Below are 16660 nucleotides of genomic sequence, written 5' to 3'. Positions count from 1 at the left end.
GATAATTACTGAGCGATGAATGATCTCAAGACCGACTCCGGAGACAACGCCACCGGCACGACGAATCCCGGCCGGGTGACCGGCATCGGGCGTGTGCTGATCATGGTCTACGGTGTCCTCGCGCTCGCCGCCACCGGCCGATCCTTCGTGCAGATCGTCGGCAAATTCGACGGGGCTCCGCTGGCGTACACCCTGTCGGCCCTCGCCGCGGCGGTCTACATCGTCGCGACCGTCGCCCTGATCAAGCGCGGGCAGTTCTGGTACCGGGTCGCCTGGATCACCATCGGCTTCGAACTGCTCGGCGTTCTCGTGATCGGCACCCTCAGCTTGGTCGACCCGCAGCTGTTCCCGCACGACACCGTGTGGTCGGTGTACGGCCGCGGCTACCTGTTCATCCCGTTGGTGCTGCCGGTCCTGGGCATGTGGTGGCTGGCCCGCCACGCCCCACAGCGCGCCGGCCGGAACGGTGCCCCGGCATGACCGCCGCCCAGACCACGCCAACGACAGCGCCCATGAAGGTCTTCAACGGCAGCGGCGCCGTTCCGGCCGATTGGCCGGCTTCGGCGGTGAGCATCGGCAAGTTCGACGGTGTGCACGCCGGCCACCGCGCCGTGATCGCGGAGCTCAAGACGCTCGCCCGCCGGGAAGGCCTGGCCGCGGTCGTCGTCACCTTCGACAGGCATCCGCTCGCCCTGCTGAACCCCGACAAGTGTCCCGCCGAGCTGGTCAGCGTGCAGCAGAAACTCGACCTGCTCGGTGGCACCGGCATTGAAGCCACCGTGGTGCTCGCCTTCGACACGGCGCTCTCGTCGCTGCCGCCAGAGGACTTCGTGCGTGACATCCTCGTGAACACGCTGCACGCCCGGCACGTGATGGTGGGCCGGGACTTCAGGTTCGGCGCGCACGGTGCCGGCGACGCCGACCTGCTTGCCGAGCTCGGCCGCCGGTATGGCTTCGACGTGCGCCTTATCGACGACGTCACGCCGCTCGGGGAGCGCCGGGTTTCGTCGACTTGGATCCGCGAGCTGCTCTCCGACGGCGACGTGCGGGCGGCGACCCGGCTGCTCGGGCACACACCCACCGTGCGCGGAATGGTCGTGCATGGTGCGGCCAGGGGGCGCGAACTCGGCTTTCCCACCGCGAACCTCGCGCCGGAGGCCGAGGGGCTGATTCCCGCCGATGGCGTCTACGCCGGCTGGCTCACGGACAACGGGGTGCGCCATCCCGCAGCCATCTCCATCGGCAACAACCCCACCTTCGACGGCGTGCCGCAGAAACAGGTCGAGGCGTACGTGCTCGACCAGGAGATCGACCTGTACGACCACGTCGTCGAGGTCGCCTTCGTTGAGCACATTCGCGGGATGGTCGCGTTCACCGGCATCGAGCCGCTGATCAGGCAGATCGAGGACGACGTCGTGAAGACCCGCGCGATCCTGCAGCTCCCACCGGCCTAGCCGGCCGGCTGCTCCGGCGGCGCCTGAACAGTGGGTGCCCCCGCGGGCAGCGGCCCACGACCGAACAGGAACAGGATCAGCTCCGATGCCTGACCCCGCAGCGGTTCGCCGTGGCCGACGCTCCATTCGGCATCCGTCGCCACCAGCCTGCGGGTGCGCAGCACTGCCGTGATCTCGGTGGGGGCGATCAGGCTGCGCCGCAGCGCCACCGCGCCGCCGGCGGTCGCGTGAATCGGCAGGGTCAGACCGAGTGGATGCGCCACGTCCAGGCCGTGCACCACGGCCTCGGTCAGTTCGACGATGCCACCGCGGCCCGTGGTGGCCTTGGCGGCGGCGATCTCCCGCAGCCGCGCCACGAGCTGCTCCGGCTCGGCTGAGGCCGCGGCGCGGCTCACGACATCGATGGCGCGCGCCGGGCGCACGAAGTGCCCGACGTACGCGCGGGTGGCGCTGCCGACGAGTTCCCGCTTGGTGCTGCCGAGCCGCCAGACCAGGTGGCCGGCGACGTCGCGCACGCGCCAGCCGGTGCAGAGGCTCTGCGCTTCCCACTGCTCGGGCGTCAGCCCGGCGAGCAGATCGGCGATGGCCGTGAGGGTCGCTGCCAGGTGCCCCGACCAGCGCGCGTTCACGCCGGACTCGTTGCCGACGCTGCGCAGGCTGAGGGGGAGGAGTCGCGCGAAATCTGCCATGCCGTCCAGCCTAGACTTGCGGAGTGTCAGAACAGTCTCCCCGCCCCCTGTGGACCGGGCGAACCCTGGCGCTTCTGGGCATCGTCCTGGTCGCCGCCAACTTGCGCACCGCCGTCGCGGCTCTCTCGCCCATCGTCAGCCAGATCTCCACCGACATACCGCTGACCGCGACGGCCATCGGCATCCTCGGCATGCTGCCGCCGGTCTGCTTTGCCGTTTTCGGTATTTTCACCCCGGTCTACACGCGCCGGCTCGGCCTGGAGAACGTTCTCGTGTTGGCGCTCACCGCGATTCTGATCGGGCACCTCACTCGCAGCCTGGCCGGCTCACCCCCGGTTCTGGTGATCGGCAGCGTGGTCACGTTCGCCGGCCTCGGTGTGGGCAACGTGCTGCTGCCACCCCTGGTGAAGAAGTACTTCCCCGACCGGATCGGCCTGGTCACGTCGCTCTACGTGACGATGCTGTCGCTGAGCACCCTGTTCCCGCCACTGATCGCGGTTCCGGTCGCGGATGCCGCCGGCTGGCGGGTGTCCCTCGGGCTCTGGGTGCTGCCGGTACTGGTCGCCCTCGTTCCCTGGGTGACCATGTTCGTGCGGCACCGGGTGCAGGTGACTCCCGGCGCCGTCGTCGACGAAGCCGAACCGGCGCTGGTGGGCCGGATCTGGCGTTCCTCGATCGCCTGGGCGCTGGCCGTCGTGTTCGCGGCATCGTCGCTCAACGCCTATGCGATGTTCGCCTGGCTTCCGCAGCTGCTCATCGACACCGCCGGCGTCACCCCCGCCCAGGCCGGTACCCTGCTCTCGGTGTACGCGGCAATGGGGATTCCCTGCGCCCTGCTGATTCCCTGGCTGACCGCCCGGATGAAGAACGTGGCCGCGCTCGTGTATCTTGGCGCTGCCGTCTTCCTGCTCGGTGACCTGGGACTTCTCCTGGCCCCCGGCATGCTGACCTGGCTCTGGGTGGTCCTTGCCGGGCTCGGGCCGTTGCTGTTCCCTCTCGTCCTTGTGCTGATCAACCTGCGCACCCGTACCCATGCCGGGTCGGTCGCCCTGAGCGGGTTCGTGCAGAGTGTCGGCTACACACTCGGCGCGCTCGGCCCGCTGAGTGTGGCCCTGCTGCACGAGGTCACCGGGGGCTGGACGGCGCCGCTGCTGTTCCTGATCGGCACGGCGCTGGCGGTCACCGTGGCCGGCGCCGTCATCGCCCGCCCCCACCTCCTCGAGGACGACCTGGAGCGCCGGCACCGCGCGTGAGCCCATGCTCATATGAGCAAGATCGGCAACGAGTGTTGTACCGGTTGGAGAACTCCACTTACGCTAGGGCCACGTAGGAAGGCACCAACGAATGACCGACATCGACGAGCTGCTGTCTATTCGGGCGGCCGAGCTGTATTACGAAGAAGACAAGACCCAGGACGAGATCGGCACGATCCTCAGGATCACTCGCTGGAAAGTCGGCAGGCTACTGGCCCAGGCCAAGGCGAACGGGTTCATCCGCATCGAGATCGTTCATCCCCGCGCCCGCCGTCTCGGCATCGAACGACAACTACGCGGAGCCACAGGCCTCGCCGACGCGATCGTGGTCTCCACAGCCGGTGTCGTCGACGAATTCGACCTGCAGAAACGCACCGCGCAGGCGGCCGCCGACTACCTCAGCGCCCTACGTCCGGTGCCGCGCACGCTCGGCATCAGCTGGGGCCGCACCCTCTACGACATCTCGGTTCAGCTCAAACCCGGCTGGGCCAGCGGCGTCAATGTCGTGCAGATCAACGGCGGGGTGAGCCTGAACGCCCGGCCGGGAACCGCCGCGGCCACCGCCGTCAGCATCGCCCAGAAGGGCGCAGGCCAGTTCACGCTGTTGCCCAGCCCCGCGATTCTGGAGCGTGTCGAGACCAAACTGGCCATCGCCTCCGACCGTTCTGTCGCGGCGGTGCTTGAGATGGGTTCCTCGGCCTCCGCCTACCTGTTCAGCGCGGGCCAGGCCGACGCGGGCTCCGCCCATATCGACAGCGGCTACCTCACGCAGGACCAGGTCGACGAGCTCGTGCGCAAGGGCGCCGTCGGCGACGTGGTTGGCAGGTTCATCGACAGCTCGGGCCAGATCGTCGACCAGGCGTTGGACGAACGCACGTTCGGCATCCCGCTCGAGCAGTTACGCCGAGCGAAGACGTCCATCGCCGTGATCAGTGGCGCACGCAAGCACGCCATCGCCCGATCCGTCGTCCTCAGCGGCCTGTGCACGGTCTTGATCACCGACGAAGACACCGCCCAGGCGCTGATCAAGGCCGCCTGACCTCTCCGCGAACCGTGAGCTAAGCACCTAAGAACGCAAGTTCTTGGTGCTTAGCTCACAGTTCGCGAGAGGGGGAACGGTGGCTACGCCTCGTGGGGGCGGTCGGGGTTGTCGTCCCTGAGGAGGTCGGCCAGGGCCTGGTCGACGTCGTCCAGCACGGGGGGCTCGCCCTTGGCCGTGGAGGTGAGACGGGCGATCAGGGCTTGCGGGTCGTCGAGGTCCTCGGACGTCGGCAGGATGTCGGGATGCGCCCACAGGGCGTCCCTGGCCTCGTTGCCCACGGCGTCGGTGACGGCCTGCCACATCGCGGCGGCCTCGCGCAGTCGGCGGGGGCGTAGCTCCAGGCCCACCAGGGTGGCGAAGGCCGACTCCGCCGGCCCGCCGGATGCCCGGCGTCGCTTGACAGTCTCGTTGATCGCGTCGGCGCGCGGCAGCCGGCTGGTGGCTTCCACGGTGACCACGTCGACCCAACCCTCGACCAGGGCGAGCATGGTCTCGAGCCGGCCGAGAGCGGCCAGCTGCGCGTCGGACTTGGGTGGGATCAGCGAGCCGTTCACCATGGCGTCGCGCAGTTCCTCGGGGTTCGACGGGTCGAAGCCCTCGGCGAGGGACTCCAGGCGGTCGGTGTCGATGGTGATGCCGTGCGCGAAATCGGTGATGGAGCTGATCATGTGCAGGCGCAACCAGCGGGAATGCCTGAACAGGCGCGCATGGGCGAGCTCACGCACGGCGAGGTAGATCTGCACCTGGTCGGTCGGCACATCCAGGCCTTCGCCGAACTCGGCGACGTTCTGGGGGAGCAGGGCGGCCTGCTGGTCACTGAAGAGGGGGATGCCGATGTCGCCGCCGGAGACGACCTCGCTGGCGAGCTGGCCGACAACCTGGCCCAGCTGCATGGCGAACAGGGTGCCGCCGAGGCTGCGCATCATCTGGCTGGCGCCGGCGAGCATGCCCTTGAGCTCCTCGGGGGCCTGCTCGGTGAGCACGTTGGTGAGGGAGTCCGAGATGCTCGTCGCCACGGGCTCGGAGAGCTGGCTCCAGAGGGGCATGGTGGCGGTCACCCACTCCTTGCGGGTCATCAAGCGCGGTACGACGGTGAGCTCGGCGACGTTGATCACGTCGTCCAGCCAGAGCGCCGCGATGTGGAAGGCCTGCTCGAACTCGGCGCGCTGGGCGTCGATCGTGCTGAGCTGCCCGGTGGCCGCGCGTTCCTGGCCCTGCTGCAGGGCGATGCCCCAGTTGATGCCACCATCGTCTCCGCCCTTCAGGGCGCCCTGCAACTGGTTCATCAGCGCCGCCACACTCGCGGGATCATTCGGGAGTCCGGCCGCGCCGGCCAACTGGCCGGGGTCGATGGACGACTTACCCGACAGGATGTCTCGGAGCATGTCCCGGAATTCGTCTTCTGGGTTCTGACCCTCGTCGGGTCGGGAGTCATCGGCCACTTCAGGCACCTCTCAGTTGCGTCCCTCTACGCTAGCCCGAGAACCCCGGCTAGAACTGGGAAATGACCTACGCTGGGTTCTTGCGTTGTCGCCTGTAGCGAACAGCTTGCGAACTTCCGTTCATCCTTCTAAGGAGCCTGGTGGCCCTCTTCACCGCTGAACCACATCCGGGCTCCGACCGACCCCGCCGGGCTTCCCGCACCGGGTGGGTGGTGCTGGGCATCGCGCTGGTCACCGGGCTCACACTGGCCATCGTGCCGTCTCCATACGTCGTCGAGAAGCCGGGTCCCGTGTACAACACGCTGGGCTCGGCCAAGTACGAAGGCAAGAAGACCGACCTCATCACGATCCCGGACGAGACGGTGTACCCGACGGAGGGCACGCTGGACCTGCTCACGGTCTCGGTGCTCGGCAACCCGGACAACCGCCTGAACTGGTTGACGGTGGCGTCGGCCTGGCTCGACCCGAGCCAGGCCGTGGTGCCGATCGAGTCGGTCTTTCCGGCCGACGTCACCACCGAACAGCGCGACGAGCAGAACCAGGCGGCCATGGTCAACTCCCAACAGGACGCCATCGCCGCGGCGCTGACCAACCTCGGCTACGACTACCCGACCGAACTGAGCGTGGTGTCGCTGGCCGACAAGGCGCCGGCGGAGGGCCTGATCGGGGCCGGCGACCTGATCGAGACCGTCAACGGTGAAGCCGTGGCGGACATCACCGCGCTGCGGGCCGCGCTCACCGCCAACGGCGCCGACGCCCCCGCCACCGTCGGGCTGCGCCGCGACGGCGCCGAGCAGAGCGTCGAGGTCGCCCCCATCGACATCGACGGCAACGTGGTGCTGGGCATCAACGTCAAGTCGGACTACAAGTTCCCCTTCGACGTCAACATCCAACTCGACAAGGTCGGCGGGCCCAGCGCCGGCATGATGTTCGCATTGGGCATCATTGACAAGCTCACCCCGGACTCCATCCATGGCGGGGCGGATGTCGCAGGCACCGGCACCATCGATCAGTCCGGCACCGTCGGCCCCATCGGCGGAATCCGCCAGAAGCTCTTCGGTGCCAAAAACGCCGGTGCCGAGTGGTTCCTGGCGCCCGCCGCCAACTGCGACGAGGTCTCCGGTCACATTCCTGATGGCCTGACCGTTCTGGCCGTGGGTACCCTCGACGAGTCCCTGACGGCGCTCGATGCCATTCGCACCGGAGCCGACACCGGCGACCTGCCGACCTGCCCGGGGCCTGACAGCACGGCTACTTCTGGGTGAGCCCTCAGCGAACTTGGGGTTTGCCCTGAGGAGGCCTGCATAGAATGAGGGTCTGACCCCCGATCTATCAGAGCAAGAGGCCAATTCGTGACCACATCATCCGCCGGAAGCGCTCCACGCCGGAGCCGTGCCCCGCTCGCCATTACGGCAGCGATCATCGCCGGGCTGGTGATATTGTTCTTCATCTTCGCCGGGCTCTACGCCGACGTGTTGTGGTTCGACCAGCTCGGCTTCCTCAGCGTGCTGACCACGCAGTGGATCGCCAGCGCGGTCCTGTTCGTTGTCGGGTTCCTCGGCATGGCTGTGCCGGTGTGGGTGAGCATCCAGGTCGCTTACAGGCTGCGCCCGGTCTACGCCAAGCTGAACTCGCAGGTCGACCGCTACCAGCAGGTCATCGAGCCACTGCGCCGGCTCGCGATGTACGGCATCCCCGCTCTTCTCGGCCTTTTCGCCGGCGTCGCCGCCGCGACGCACTGGCAGACGATCCTGATGTGGCTCAACCGTACCGAGGCCGGCACCACCGACCCGCAGTTCGGCTTCGACGTGTCGTTCTACCTCTTCGACCTGCCCTTCTACCAGTCGCTGCTGGCCTTCAGCTCCGCCGTCGTGCTCATCTCCGCGCTGGTCGCCCTCGCCACCTCCTACCTGTACGGCGCCATCCGCATCACCGGCCGTGAGGTGTTCGTGGCCAAGGCCGCCCGCGTGCAGATCGCCGTCACCGCCGCGATCTACCTGCTGCTGCAGGGCGTGAGCATCTGGCTCGACCAGTACTCCACCCTCACCCAGGCGAACGACCTGATCACCGGTGCCGGCTACACCGACGTCAGCGCCACCATCCCTGGGCGTGCCATCCTGGCAGGCATCGCGGTCTTTGTCGCGATTCTCTTCATCGTTACGGCCTTCATCGGCCGTTGGCGCCTGCCGGTGATCGGCACCGCGCTGCTGATCGTGAGCAGCCTGCTGATCGGTTCGCTCTATCCCTGGGTCGTGCAGCGCTTCCAGGTGGACCCGAGCGCGAAGACCCTCGAGGCGCCTTACATCCAGCGCAATATCGACCTCACCAGGGATGCCTATGGTGTCGCCGATGTCGAAGAGATCCCGTACACCGCGACCACCGAGGCCACTCCCGGCGCCCTGCGCGAAGACGCCGAGACCACCGCCAACATCCGCATCCTCGACCCTGCCCTGGTGAGCGACGCGTTCGCCCAGCTCGAGCAGTTCAAGCAGTACTACCAGTTCCCCGCCAACCTGGACGTGGACCGGTACACGATCGACGGCAAGTCCCAGGACACCGTGGTGTCGGTGCGTGACCTCGATCTCGGCGGTCTGAGCAGCGAGACCTGGGTCAACTCCTCCGTCGTCTACACGCACGGCTACGGCGTCGTCGCGGCCTATGGCAACCAGCGCTCGGCCGACGGCCAGCCGGTGTTCCTGGAGTCCGGCATCCCCACCTCCGGATCGCTGGGCGAGTTCGAGCCGCGGGTGTACTTCGGCGAGACCTCACCGACCTACTCGATCGTCGGCGCGCCTGAGGGCACCGACCCGATCGAGCTGGACTACCCGTCCGGCGAGGACGGCGCCCAGCAGACCTACACCACCTTCACGGGTGACGGCGGTCCGAGCCTGAACGGCCCGTTCAACAAGCTGATCTACGCGCTCAAGTTCCAGTCCGAGCAGATCTTCCTGGCCAACGCCGTCAACGACGAGTCACAGATCCTCTACGACCGCGACCCGATCACCCGCGTGCAGAAGGTCGCCCCGTACCTCACGCTCGACTCCGACCCGTACCCGACCGTCGTCGACGGGCGCGTCAAGTGGGTTGTCGACGCGTACACGACCTCTGCCAGCTACCCGTATTCCACCGCGGTGAGCCTGAGCGATGCCATCGCCGACACCGAGACGCCCGAGCAGCCGTTCGCGCTGGACAACATCAACTACATGCGCAACTCCGTCAAGGCGACAGTGGATGCCTACGACGGCTCCGTGACGCTGTACGCCTGGGATGAGGAAGACCCGCTGCTGCAGACCTGGCAGAAGATCTTCCCGTCGACGGTCGAGCCGATGAGCGAGATGACCGGCGACATGATGAGTCACGTGCGCTACCCGGCCGACATGTTCAAGGTGCAGCGCGCGGTCCTGGGCAAGTACCACGTGACCGACCCCGGTTCGTTCTACTCCGAAGACGACGCCTGGACCACGCCGAACGACCCCGTGTCGCCGAGTACCAACACCACCCTGCAGCCGCCGTACTACCTGACGATGCAGATGCCCGGCCAGGATGCGCCGTCGTACTCGCTGTACTCGACCTTCATCCCCAACGCGTCCGGTGAGACCAGCCGGAACGTTCTGACGGGCTACCTCGCCGCCGACGCCGATGCGGGTGCGACCGACGGTGAACGTGCGGAGGGCTACGGCAAGCTGCGCCTGCTGACCCTGCCGAACGACATCACGGTGCCCGGCCCGGGCCAGGTACAGGCCAAGTTCAACGGTGATCCCACGATCTCCGCCGAGCTCAACCTGCTCAAGCAGGGACAGTCCAGTGTGCTCAACGGAAACCTGCTGACACTGCCCGTCGGTGGCGGTCTGCTGTACGTGCAGCCCGTCTATGTGCAGTCGACCGGTGAGACCAGCTACCCGCTGCTGCAGAAGGTCCTGGTGGCCTTCGGCGACCAGATCGCCTTCGAGGACACACTCGATAACGCACTCAACGTGCTCTTCGGCGGTGAGTCCGGGGCCAACGCCGGCGACACCGACGTGCCGGCCGTGGAAACGCCCGCCCCGGGCGAGGCTCCCGTCGACGGAGGCACAGCCCCGTCGACCACGACCGGTGACCCGGCGACGGATGCTCAGATCAGGTCGCTCCTCGCGGAAGCCAAACTGGCCGTGACCGAGAAGCAGGCGGCCCTGACGTCGGGTGACTTCTCCGCCTTTGGGGTTGCCGACAAGAAGCTGAACGATGCGGTCGCCGAGCTGCTGGTGCTGCTCGACCAACAGTAACGCGTAGTTCGCCGCCTCATCCGTGCGCGGGTGGTGCGCCGGGGACACCCGGTCGCACCACCCGCGATTTGTCTGTGCGGACGCGACGCGCCCGGGTGGAGTGGCCGATTCGAAGGGCTTGGGGAACTGTGGTAACTTAGTTCTTGTAGCGCGGGGTGGAGCAGTTCGGTAGCTCGCTGGGCTCATAACCCAGAGGTCGTAGGTTCAAATCCTGCCCCCGCAACTAAGGGCGTTTCACGGAATGCCAAGTTGATTTTCATGAAATTGACTAAGAAGGATCGGATCGGCAGAAATGCCGCCTCGGTCCTTTCTTTTTGCCCACCCGGCAGAGTGCACGCACTCGGCGCACGACCGACGACCGGTCGTTAAACAGAAATAGCCTGCTTTTCGGCAGGCCGTATTCTTCGTTCGAACGGAACTTAGTTGTTTCTCCCGGCGCGCTTTGTCCCTCGGCTTCGAAGAAGGTCACTATTCGTCGAAGGTTAGCCGAGACGGCTGTTAGAGCCATCGCTAAATAATGAAACGCGAATCCGCGGCCGGACCTCTTTCGCCGGTTGCCGATGTCTTCGGCGCTCGACTGCGTCATGTGGTTATCAGAGGACTCGACGAGGTTGCGCATCCCGTAGTGGCCCGCCCATACCTCACTCCGGAGGGGAACTTCTGAACGAACTTGATTGGCTGTGCCTTGCTGCTTTTCTTCGGACCGGTGCTCTCAGGGATCCGCATCGGCACAGTTATTGTCTCGCGCTTGTGGGGCTCCGGGAGTTGCACGACGGGCCCCGTGAGTTCGGGGTATGAGAAGCGCTGAAAGCCGTCGATGTTGGGAATCCCTTTGTTAGCGCCGACCGTTGTTTTCCACCCGCGAGCATCCGAAGCGGGAGATCGGCCGGCTCGTCGGCGTCTCGCGCGGAACGGCGGAGCGGGCGCTGGAAACAGACCGGCTGCCGAAGTACCAACGGCCCGCGGTGGGCTCGAGCTTCGACGCGTTCGCGCCGCAGGTTCGGGCGTTGTCGGCCGTGACGCCGACGATGCCGGCGTCGACGCTGGCCGAGCGCGTCGGCTGGCCCGGCGCCGCGTGGGTGTTCCGCGACAAGGTCGCCGGGATCCGGCCCGAGTATCTACCGCCGGATCCCGCAGACCGCCTCGTACACGAGCCCGGCCGGCAGGTCCAGTGCGACCTGTGGTTCCCGCACGAGCCGTTGCCACTAGGCAACGGGCAAGAGGGCACGCCGCCGGTGCTGGTGATGACGTCGACGTTCTCCGGGTTCTTCCAAGCGCTGATGTTGCCGTCGCGGAAAACACCGGATCTGCTCGGCGGGTTGTGGTCCCTGCTCCAAGCCGCAAGCGGTGCCCAAGCGCCTCGTCTGGGACAACGAGACCGGCATCGGCAAGGGCAAGCTCACCGAGCCCACAGCCGCGTTGGCGGTAGAGATTGCGGAGCAGGCGAGAAGATCTATGGGCGTGGGTCAGTGCTGTGGCGGGGGCGATTGGGCTCGGCTTGCCTTATCGTCTTCGGCGCAAAGCATGGAGCGTCGATGGATCAGGTTGAGCTACTCAGCGACTCGCCTCCGGCTTTCATTCTCCCGCAGGCCGCCCCCGGACATGACCTCGTCCTTCTCGGTGGGATCCTCGTTGGTTCCGCGGGGGTACGAGTGCCAACGGTCGATGCCATTGGCCGGATGCCGCGCTATCGATGACTAATGCTCGGTGCGATGGAACCAAGCCGTCGTGGCAGCGGCCGTCGAAGATGATCGTGGGGATCTTGATGGTGGCGATTTCGTCTTCGATGACGGCCTTGTTAGCGGCGATGATGTCGGCGACCTGATCGGAGCCGGCCGCCGCTACCACGACGTCGGTCTCATCCTGCCCAGTCCGAATACGCTTAGCCAACCAGTCAGGGTCGCAGTGGCTTCCTCGGCGTGCATCGATTTGATGGTTTCCTGCCAAGGCAGCCCGGTCTCCGCCTTCTCGGTGAAGATGCACTCGAGGATTTGCCAGTTCACTGGGGTCTCGGCGCCGTCCAGCGGGTGCAGCCGCAGTGACTCGAGGTACTCCCTAACGAGCCAAGAGTTCGGGAGCTTATAGCCGTCCGTGCCGGCGATCGGTTGGCGATGTAGGTGAGGTAGTAGTTCTGCTCAAAGCCCGACTCCTCGACGTTCTGGAACAGCGCCTTGCAGAATGTGCACCCCGGGTCGACGACCTCGACGGCGACGGGGTTGGCCGCATCCTGGATGAGGTATATGGCGTTAGTGGGGAGGTAGTCCTCGACTGTCCAGGTCTAAAACCGGGCAGGGATGGCCGCGGCTATCGATGACCTCGCGAGCGCACTCCTCCGTCAGTGGCCCATGCCGGCCCCATCGGCACCGTCCATATTCAGGTCCAGTTCGACGGTCGGTGCGATTCCCGCTGCCTGGGTTGAGAAGGTGATCCCATTCGGCATTGACCCGACGGGGATGCTGGCAACAACTTTCAACGTTTTCAGGTCGAGCACCGAGACCGTGTCGTCAAAGGTGTTGGTGATGTACGCGTGTCGACTCGTCGGGTCGATGGTGACACCGTGCGCGCCGGCACCGGTCTCAACCGTGCGGACAACGGAGAACGTTGTCGTGTCGATGATGGAAACAGTTCTACTGGGTTGATCTTCGGTGCCTTGATTGGCTACCAGTAGGTACTTGTTATCGGGACTTACAAACGTTTGGATTGGTCCGTCGCCCACGGGAATCGTGGCAACGAGTTGGCGTGTAGTGGTGTCGATTTTGGCTACAGCGTTCTCACCGTTTAGCGATGCGTAAGCAAACTCCCCGTCGGGCGAGAATGCGACCTGTGCGGGTGATTTGCCCACCTCGATCTCGTCGACCTGGGTGTTGGTAGCAGTGTCAATGACGCTGACCGTCGTTCCCTTAATGTTGGCCACGTAAATGGTGGCGCCATCGGGGCTTGGCCGTAGTCCGTGAGGTCCGGCGCCGACGGGGATCGTAGCGATCGTCGTCATGGTGGCGATGTCGACGGCTGACACGGTGTTGTCGGCATTGTTGGTCGTGTAAGTGCGGGTCTCGTCTGGGGTCACGATGACGTGGGCGGGCATCGCACCCGTGGAAACCGCGCCGTGGACCTCGTTGGTTTCCGAATCGATCTCCACAGCCATCGCCGTCGTGCCGCTCACAGCCCAGATGGAGCTACCACCCTGGGTGGCTTGCACGTTGTGAGGGCTGTCGATACCGGTGAGGGTGGTAGCGACCGTGTTGGTCGCGGCGTCGATTGCGGTGAGGCTGGCGCCGTCTTCGTTCGCGACCCAAATGGTGCCGGCGACCATGTTGTTGTGAGTGGCCGCTTGCGCGTCGGAGTTTCCGGTGGTGCTTGCAACGACTACCGTCGTGGCGACAACGGCCGCGACGCCGGCTGTGACTGCAGCGGTCAAGAGAGTGCGTTTCTTCATGAGTACTTTCGTTTGGTATTTCCTGTCGCCGGTTCAGGCGTGGGATCCTGCACGCACGGCAAACTTCCGCCGGCAATGGCCGCAGTGGAGCCGAAGAGGAGTAATTTCTCGTGCCGCCCACTGAGGCGGCGTACCCCTGAGCGCGCTTAGCGCACCTTGCCCATCACAGAACTCAGTTCTTCGTAGGTAGTGACGTCGATCTCACCTCGGGCCAGCCGGCGCTTCAGGATGTCTGCTGGAGAGTCGGTCTTGAATTCTTGTGTCGCTGCCGGTGTAGTTGCGTGCCTGGGCTGAGCGACCATTCCAACGATCATCCATACAATTGCGACGATCAGTGCCACCCAAAGCAGACTCATCAGGATCCAACTAGCCCCGCCCATTCCGCCCGCATAATTTCCCATCATGGTGTTTCCTTTCGTCTGAGCCAAAGGCGCTCATACGTCGAGTCTTCCGTGCTCGGATATTGAACTGTCGAAGGAACTGTGAAGTTTCCGTATGGTTCTTTCGAAACTTGATCGTTCCTTTACTCGGGCTTCATCGTTTTCGAGGAGCGGGCGGAGGAAAGTGGAACGATGAGCACTCCACCAGTCAACCGTGACGATGTCTTAGTCGTCGACCCGGTGCCCGCCACCGCGACTGCCGCGCGCCGACCCCGCACTGTACGGACAGTGATTACCGGGAGTTTGGGAGGGATCGCCGGTCTGGCCCCGCACGTCCTCCATCACATCGGCCCTCTCGTCGGTTCGGCCCTCGTGGCCGGTAGCGGCGGAACTGTCCTTTTCGGTGTTCTCGGCCTCGTAGCGTCGGTGCCGATGCTCATTTCGCTGCGCCGCAGATTCGCGAGCTGGTGGGCCCCAGGTATTGCCCTCGTACTGTTCATCGTGATGTTTCTTGTTTCCTCCTATGTCCTTGGCCCACTGATAAGCGGTTCCACTCCAAAACCCTCCTCGGGTTCTTCGCAAGTGGACCACGAAGGGCATCACCCCTAAGCCCGGCGCCCGGTAGACCAGGCACACCTTGCCGGCGATTTACTCAGGCGACGGATGTGCCGCCAGCGCCCATTACTTGACTGAACAGAACCCATAGAAATGGATTGATCAAAAATGGAATCAAACAGCGCAAAAAAGCTTGGACGTCAAGCAATCGTGGAGGCCGCCCGCGCGAAGTTCAAAAAGGACGAGCGGCGACGAAAAGTATTGTTTCTCGGGTCAGGTGCAGTCGTCCTTGCTGCTGCGTTGGCGACGGTCGGCGTCGTCGTCTTCGGGGGCTCGCAAGGAGAGCCAGATGCCGGCCCCACGCCCGTAGGGACAATCGACGGGGTGAAGAGCTTTTCTGAGCTAGGCCGTGACCACGTGCTCAGCACGGTTGCCTTCCCGGCGTTGCCCCCGGTCGGCGGGGACCACTCCGCGGATTTGACGAACTGTGGCGTTTACACGCAGCCGGTGGACTCGTGGCGTGCTGTCCATTCCCTTGAGCACGGTGCCGTCTGGGTGACTTACCAAAGCGACCTCCCCGCATCGGAGCTTGACGTCCTTACCTCCAACGCCGCACGGAACTCGTATGAGATTTTGAGCCCGTACCCCGACCTGCCAGCACCGATCATTGCTTCGGCTTGGGGGAAGCAACTCCAGGTACAAAGCGCTGATGACCCGCGACTGAGCGAATTCCTCGCGACCTACTTACAAGGCCCACAGACCCCCGAGCCCGGCGCACCCTGTTCTGGGGGAGTACAAGGCTGAGGCTTTCATCAGAGGAGGAAAGCAATCTTTACCGTTTCTTCGTCAAACCTGCACCGGGAGGAACGGGTAGAGGGACCACAGTCAGAATAAGAAATTTCGGTAGGAGGACGTGATGGTCGTAAGTACCTGGCCGATTCTCGCCGGAATTTGTGTGGTCTTTGTCATCCTCGGCGGGTGGGCGATCGCTCAGATCTTCCCCGTGAATAGTCGAGGCAGTGACACACCACCAGAGGACGCAGTCCACCCAACCGAACCCCAGAAAAGAGAAGGTCCATGAACGGGCACAACCACGGCGGCAAGTCTCATCTCATCGGCATGATCGTGATCGGTGTCGTCATCTTAGGCGGGCTGCTTGTGGCCGGAAGGTCGATCGGTGAGGCGCTTCCCATCGCAGCGGTTCTGGCTTGCCCCGTAATGATGATCGGGATGATGTTCATGATGATGCGCGGCAAGAACAAGAACAATGACACCGCACAGGACTCCCATGTCCACGGCACAACCTCCACCGACGAAGTCGCAAAGACGACAACTCAGGTCTAACAGCACGTGCCAGGCGACGGACTTGGTCCTACCGGCCCGCATCCGCCGTAGCCCGACAGCACCCGTCCCCACGGCACAGCGGTAAGCTTGTCCGCCTTAGAAGGAGCCACACATGGAGCAGGTCCTGCTCTCCACCACTATTCTTGCGTCGTTTTTAGGCGGCATTGTCGCTCTTTTGGCCCCGTGTTGCGTGTCGGTGATGTTGCCGGCGTTCTTCGCGTCCAGCTTCCGCCGTCGCGGCCAGATTTTGGGAATGACACTGGTTTTCGCTGCGGGTGTCGGCACGATCATCCTGCCCATTGCGTTGGGTGCCGCTATCGTGAGCCGTGCCCTGGGGCAGTACCACTTCTGGATCTTCAGCGTGGTGGGAATTGCCATGGTCGTTGTGGGTGTCGCCACATTGGTGGGGTGGAAGTTGATGCTCCCGATGCCATCGGGGAAGAGTTCGGGGTCAGGAATTGGCTCCGTGTACGGGTTGGGCGTGTTTTCTGGCGCGGCGAGTGCTTGTTGCGCACCGGTGCTGGCCGGAGTTGCCGCGATGTCTGGGGCGGCGTCGTCCATTTCTACCGCCGCGCTGGTGGGTGTCGCTTACGTGTTCGGCATGGTCGCGCCGCTCTGCGTTCTGGCGCTGGTGTGGGATCGGAAGGATTGGAGCAATAGCCGTCTGCTCACGGCGCGCACTGTCGCCCTGAGGCCCGGCGGGCGACGGCTGCCGCTGTCGAGCCTGTTGTCCGGCGGCTTGATGCTCGGGATGGGCATAGTGACCATGATCATCGCGGTTCGAGGCATCGGCATGGCGCCCG

At 65.0% G+C, this 16660-nt stretch carries 15 protein-coding genes and 1 tRNA gene; 11 read left to right on the top strand and 5 right to left on the bottom strand.

Annotation, left to right across the window (positions count from 1 at the left end; all coding sequences use genetic code 11):
* Window positions 1-15: 15 nt before the first annotated feature.
* Together E3O42_RS12845 and E3O42_RS12840 are read left to right on the top strand one after the other, a co-directional pair.
* Window positions 16-480, top strand: a complete 465-nt coding sequence (locus E3O42_RS12845) for a hypothetical protein (protein ID WP_134454313.1) — start codon at window positions 16-18, stop codon at window positions 478-480.
* Between the two features lie 32 nt (window positions 481-512).
* Window positions 513-1454: a bifunctional riboflavin kinase/FAD synthetase gene (locus E3O42_RS12840; RefSeq protein WP_134454386.1), complete on the top strand. Its 942-nt coding sequence runs from the start codon at window positions 513-515 to the stop codon at window positions 1452-1454.
* On the opposite strand, the gene E3O42_RS12835 is transcribed toward E3O42_RS12840, so the two are convergent.
* Window positions 1451-2143 (bottom strand): maleylpyruvate isomerase family mycothiol-dependent enzyme, encoded by a 693-nt coding sequence (locus tag E3O42_RS12835; RefSeq protein ID WP_134454312.1) that lies wholly within the window; start codon window positions 2141-2143, stop codon window positions 1451-1453. The two genes, E3O42_RS12840 and E3O42_RS12835, sit on opposite strands and share 4 nt — an antisense overlap.
* Before the next feature lie 23 nt (window positions 2144-2166).
* On the opposite strand from E3O42_RS12835, the gene E3O42_RS12830 reads away from it, so the two are divergent.
* Together E3O42_RS12830 and E3O42_RS12825 are read left to right on the top strand one after the other, a co-directional pair.
* Entirely contained in the window at window positions 2167-3396 is a 1230-nt protein-coding gene (locus tag E3O42_RS12830; RefSeq protein ID WP_134454311.1) for an MFS transporter, read from the top strand.
* A 91-nt stretch (window positions 3397-3487) separates the two neighbouring features.
* Window positions 3488-4435, top strand: a complete 948-nt coding sequence (locus E3O42_RS12825) for a sugar-binding transcriptional regulator (protein WP_134454310.1) — start codon at window positions 3488-3490, stop codon at window positions 4433-4435.
* An 83-nt stretch (window positions 4436-4518) separates the two neighbouring features.
* Here the strand turns inward: E3O42_RS12825 and E3O42_RS12820 are convergent, their stop codons facing one another.
* The gene (locus E3O42_RS12820; RefSeq protein ID WP_420897881.1) at window positions 4519-5880 is read right to left on the bottom strand and encodes a zinc-dependent metalloprotease; all 1362 of its coding nucleotides are present in this window, start codon (window positions 5878-5880) and stop codon (window positions 4519-4521) included.
* A gap of 140 nt (window positions 5881-6020) precedes the next feature.
* On the opposite strand from E3O42_RS12820, the gene E3O42_RS12815 reads away from it, so the two are divergent.
* The 3 genes from E3O42_RS12815 to E3O42_RS12805 all read left to right on the top strand — a co-directional run bounded on the left by E3O42_RS12815 (window position 6021) and on the right by E3O42_RS12805 (window position 10365).
* Window positions 6021-7145 (top strand): YlbL family protein, encoded by a 1125-nt coding sequence (locus tag E3O42_RS12815; protein ID WP_134454309.1) that lies wholly within the window; start codon window positions 6021-6023, stop codon window positions 7143-7145.
* An 87-nt stretch (window positions 7146-7232) separates the two neighbouring features.
* Entirely contained in the window at window positions 7233-10142 is a 2910-nt protein-coding gene (locus E3O42_RS12810) for a UPF0182 family membrane protein (protein ID WP_174844268.1), read from the top strand.
* A gap of 149 nt (window positions 10143-10291) precedes the next feature.
* Window positions 10292-10365, top strand: a tRNA-Met gene (locus tag E3O42_RS12805).
* 45 nt (window positions 10366-10410) lie between these two features.
* Here the strand turns inward: E3O42_RS12805 and E3O42_RS12800 are convergent.
* The gene (locus E3O42_RS12800) at window positions 10411-10728 is read right to left on the bottom strand and encodes a hypothetical protein (RefSeq protein WP_134454308.1); all 318 of its coding nucleotides are present in this window, start codon (window positions 10726-10728) and stop codon (window positions 10411-10413) included.
* 262 nt (window positions 10729-10990) lie between these two features.
* Here E3O42_RS12800 and E3O42_RS12795 point away from each other — a divergent pair, with 262 nt between their 5' ends.
* The gene (locus E3O42_RS12795; RefSeq protein ID WP_134454307.1) at window positions 10991-11839 is read left to right on the top strand and encodes a hypothetical protein; all 849 of its coding nucleotides are present in this window, start codon (window positions 10991-10993) and stop codon (window positions 11837-11839) included.
* A gap of 638 nt (window positions 11840-12477) precedes the next feature.
* Here E3O42_RS12795 and E3O42_RS12790 read toward each other — a convergent pair.
* Together E3O42_RS12790 and E3O42_RS12785 are read right to left on the bottom strand one after the other, a co-directional pair.
* Window positions 12478-13578, bottom strand: coding sequence for a YVTN family beta-propeller repeat protein (locus E3O42_RS12790; RefSeq protein ID WP_241984818.1), 1101 nt, complete (start codon window positions 13576-13578; stop codon window positions 12478-12480).
* Between the two features lie 146 nt (window positions 13579-13724).
* The gene (locus tag E3O42_RS12785; protein ID WP_134454306.1) at window positions 13725-13982 is read right to left on the bottom strand and encodes an SHOCT domain-containing protein; all 258 of its coding nucleotides are present in this window, start codon (window positions 13980-13982) and stop codon (window positions 13725-13727) included.
* Between the two features lie 699 nt (window positions 13983-14681).
* On the opposite strand from E3O42_RS12785, the gene E3O42_RS12775 reads away from it, so the two are divergent.
* From E3O42_RS12775 to E3O42_RS12765, 3 genes are all read left to right on the top strand, one after another.
* The gene (locus E3O42_RS12775; RefSeq protein ID WP_134454305.1) at window positions 14682-15317 is read left to right on the top strand and encodes a DUF3105 domain-containing protein; all 636 of its coding nucleotides are present in this window, start codon (window positions 14682-14684) and stop codon (window positions 15315-15317) included.
* 273 nt (window positions 15318-15590) lie between these two features.
* Window positions 15591-15857, top strand: a complete 267-nt coding sequence (locus tag E3O42_RS12770) for a hypothetical protein (RefSeq protein WP_134454304.1) — start codon at window positions 15591-15593, stop codon at window positions 15855-15857.
* A 112-nt stretch (window positions 15858-15969) separates the two neighbouring features.
* Window positions 15970-16660: cytochrome c biogenesis CcdA family protein (locus E3O42_RS12765; RefSeq protein WP_134453953.1), on the top strand; the 691-nt coding region annotated here is incomplete at its 3' end.

The organism is Cryobacterium adonitolivorans (assembly GCF_004402695.1).
Classification (GTDB): domain Bacteria; phylum Actinomycetota; class Actinomycetes; order Actinomycetales; family Microbacteriaceae; genus Cryobacterium; species Cryobacterium adonitolivorans.
This window is presented reverse-complemented; position numbering and strand designations above follow the sequence as displayed.

What these genes read in the sequence shown, in the direction of transcription:
- E3O42_RS12825 (WP_134454310.1), top strand. Translation starts at nt 3,488, where the DNA reads ATGACCGACATCGACGAGCTGCTGTCTATTCGGGCGGCCGAGCTGTAT.
- E3O42_RS12770 (WP_134454304.1), top strand. Translation starts at nt 15,591, where the DNA reads ATGAACGGGCACAACCACGGCGGCAAGTCTCATCTCATCGGCATGATC.
- E3O42_RS12845 (WP_134454313.1), top strand. Translation starts at nt 16, where the DNA reads ATGAATGATCTCAAGACCGACTCCGGAGACAACGCCACCGGCACGACG.
- E3O42_RS12800 (WP_134454308.1), bottom strand. Translation starts at nt 10,728, where the DNA reads ATGACGCAGTCGAGCGCCGAAGACATCGGCAACCGGCGAAAGAGGTCC.
- E3O42_RS12785 (WP_134454306.1), bottom strand. Translation starts at nt 13,982, where the DNA reads ATGATGGGAAATTATGCGGGCGGAATGGGCGGGGCTAGTTGGATCCTG.
- E3O42_RS12835 (WP_134454312.1), bottom strand. Translation starts at nt 2,143, where the DNA reads ATGGCAGATTTCGCGCGACTCCTCCCCCTCAGCCTGCGCAGCGTCGGC.
- E3O42_RS12790 (WP_241984818.1), bottom strand. Translation starts at nt 13,578, where the DNA reads ATGAAGAAACGCACTCTCTTGACCGCTGCAGTCACAGCCGGCGTCGCG.
- E3O42_RS12775 (WP_134454305.1), top strand. Translation starts at nt 14,682, where the DNA reads ATGGAATCAAACAGCGCAAAAAAGCTTGGACGTCAAGCAATCGTGGAG.
- E3O42_RS12840 (WP_134454386.1), top strand. Translation starts at nt 513, where the DNA reads ATGAAGGTCTTCAACGGCAGCGGCGCCGTTCCGGCCGATTGGCCGGCT.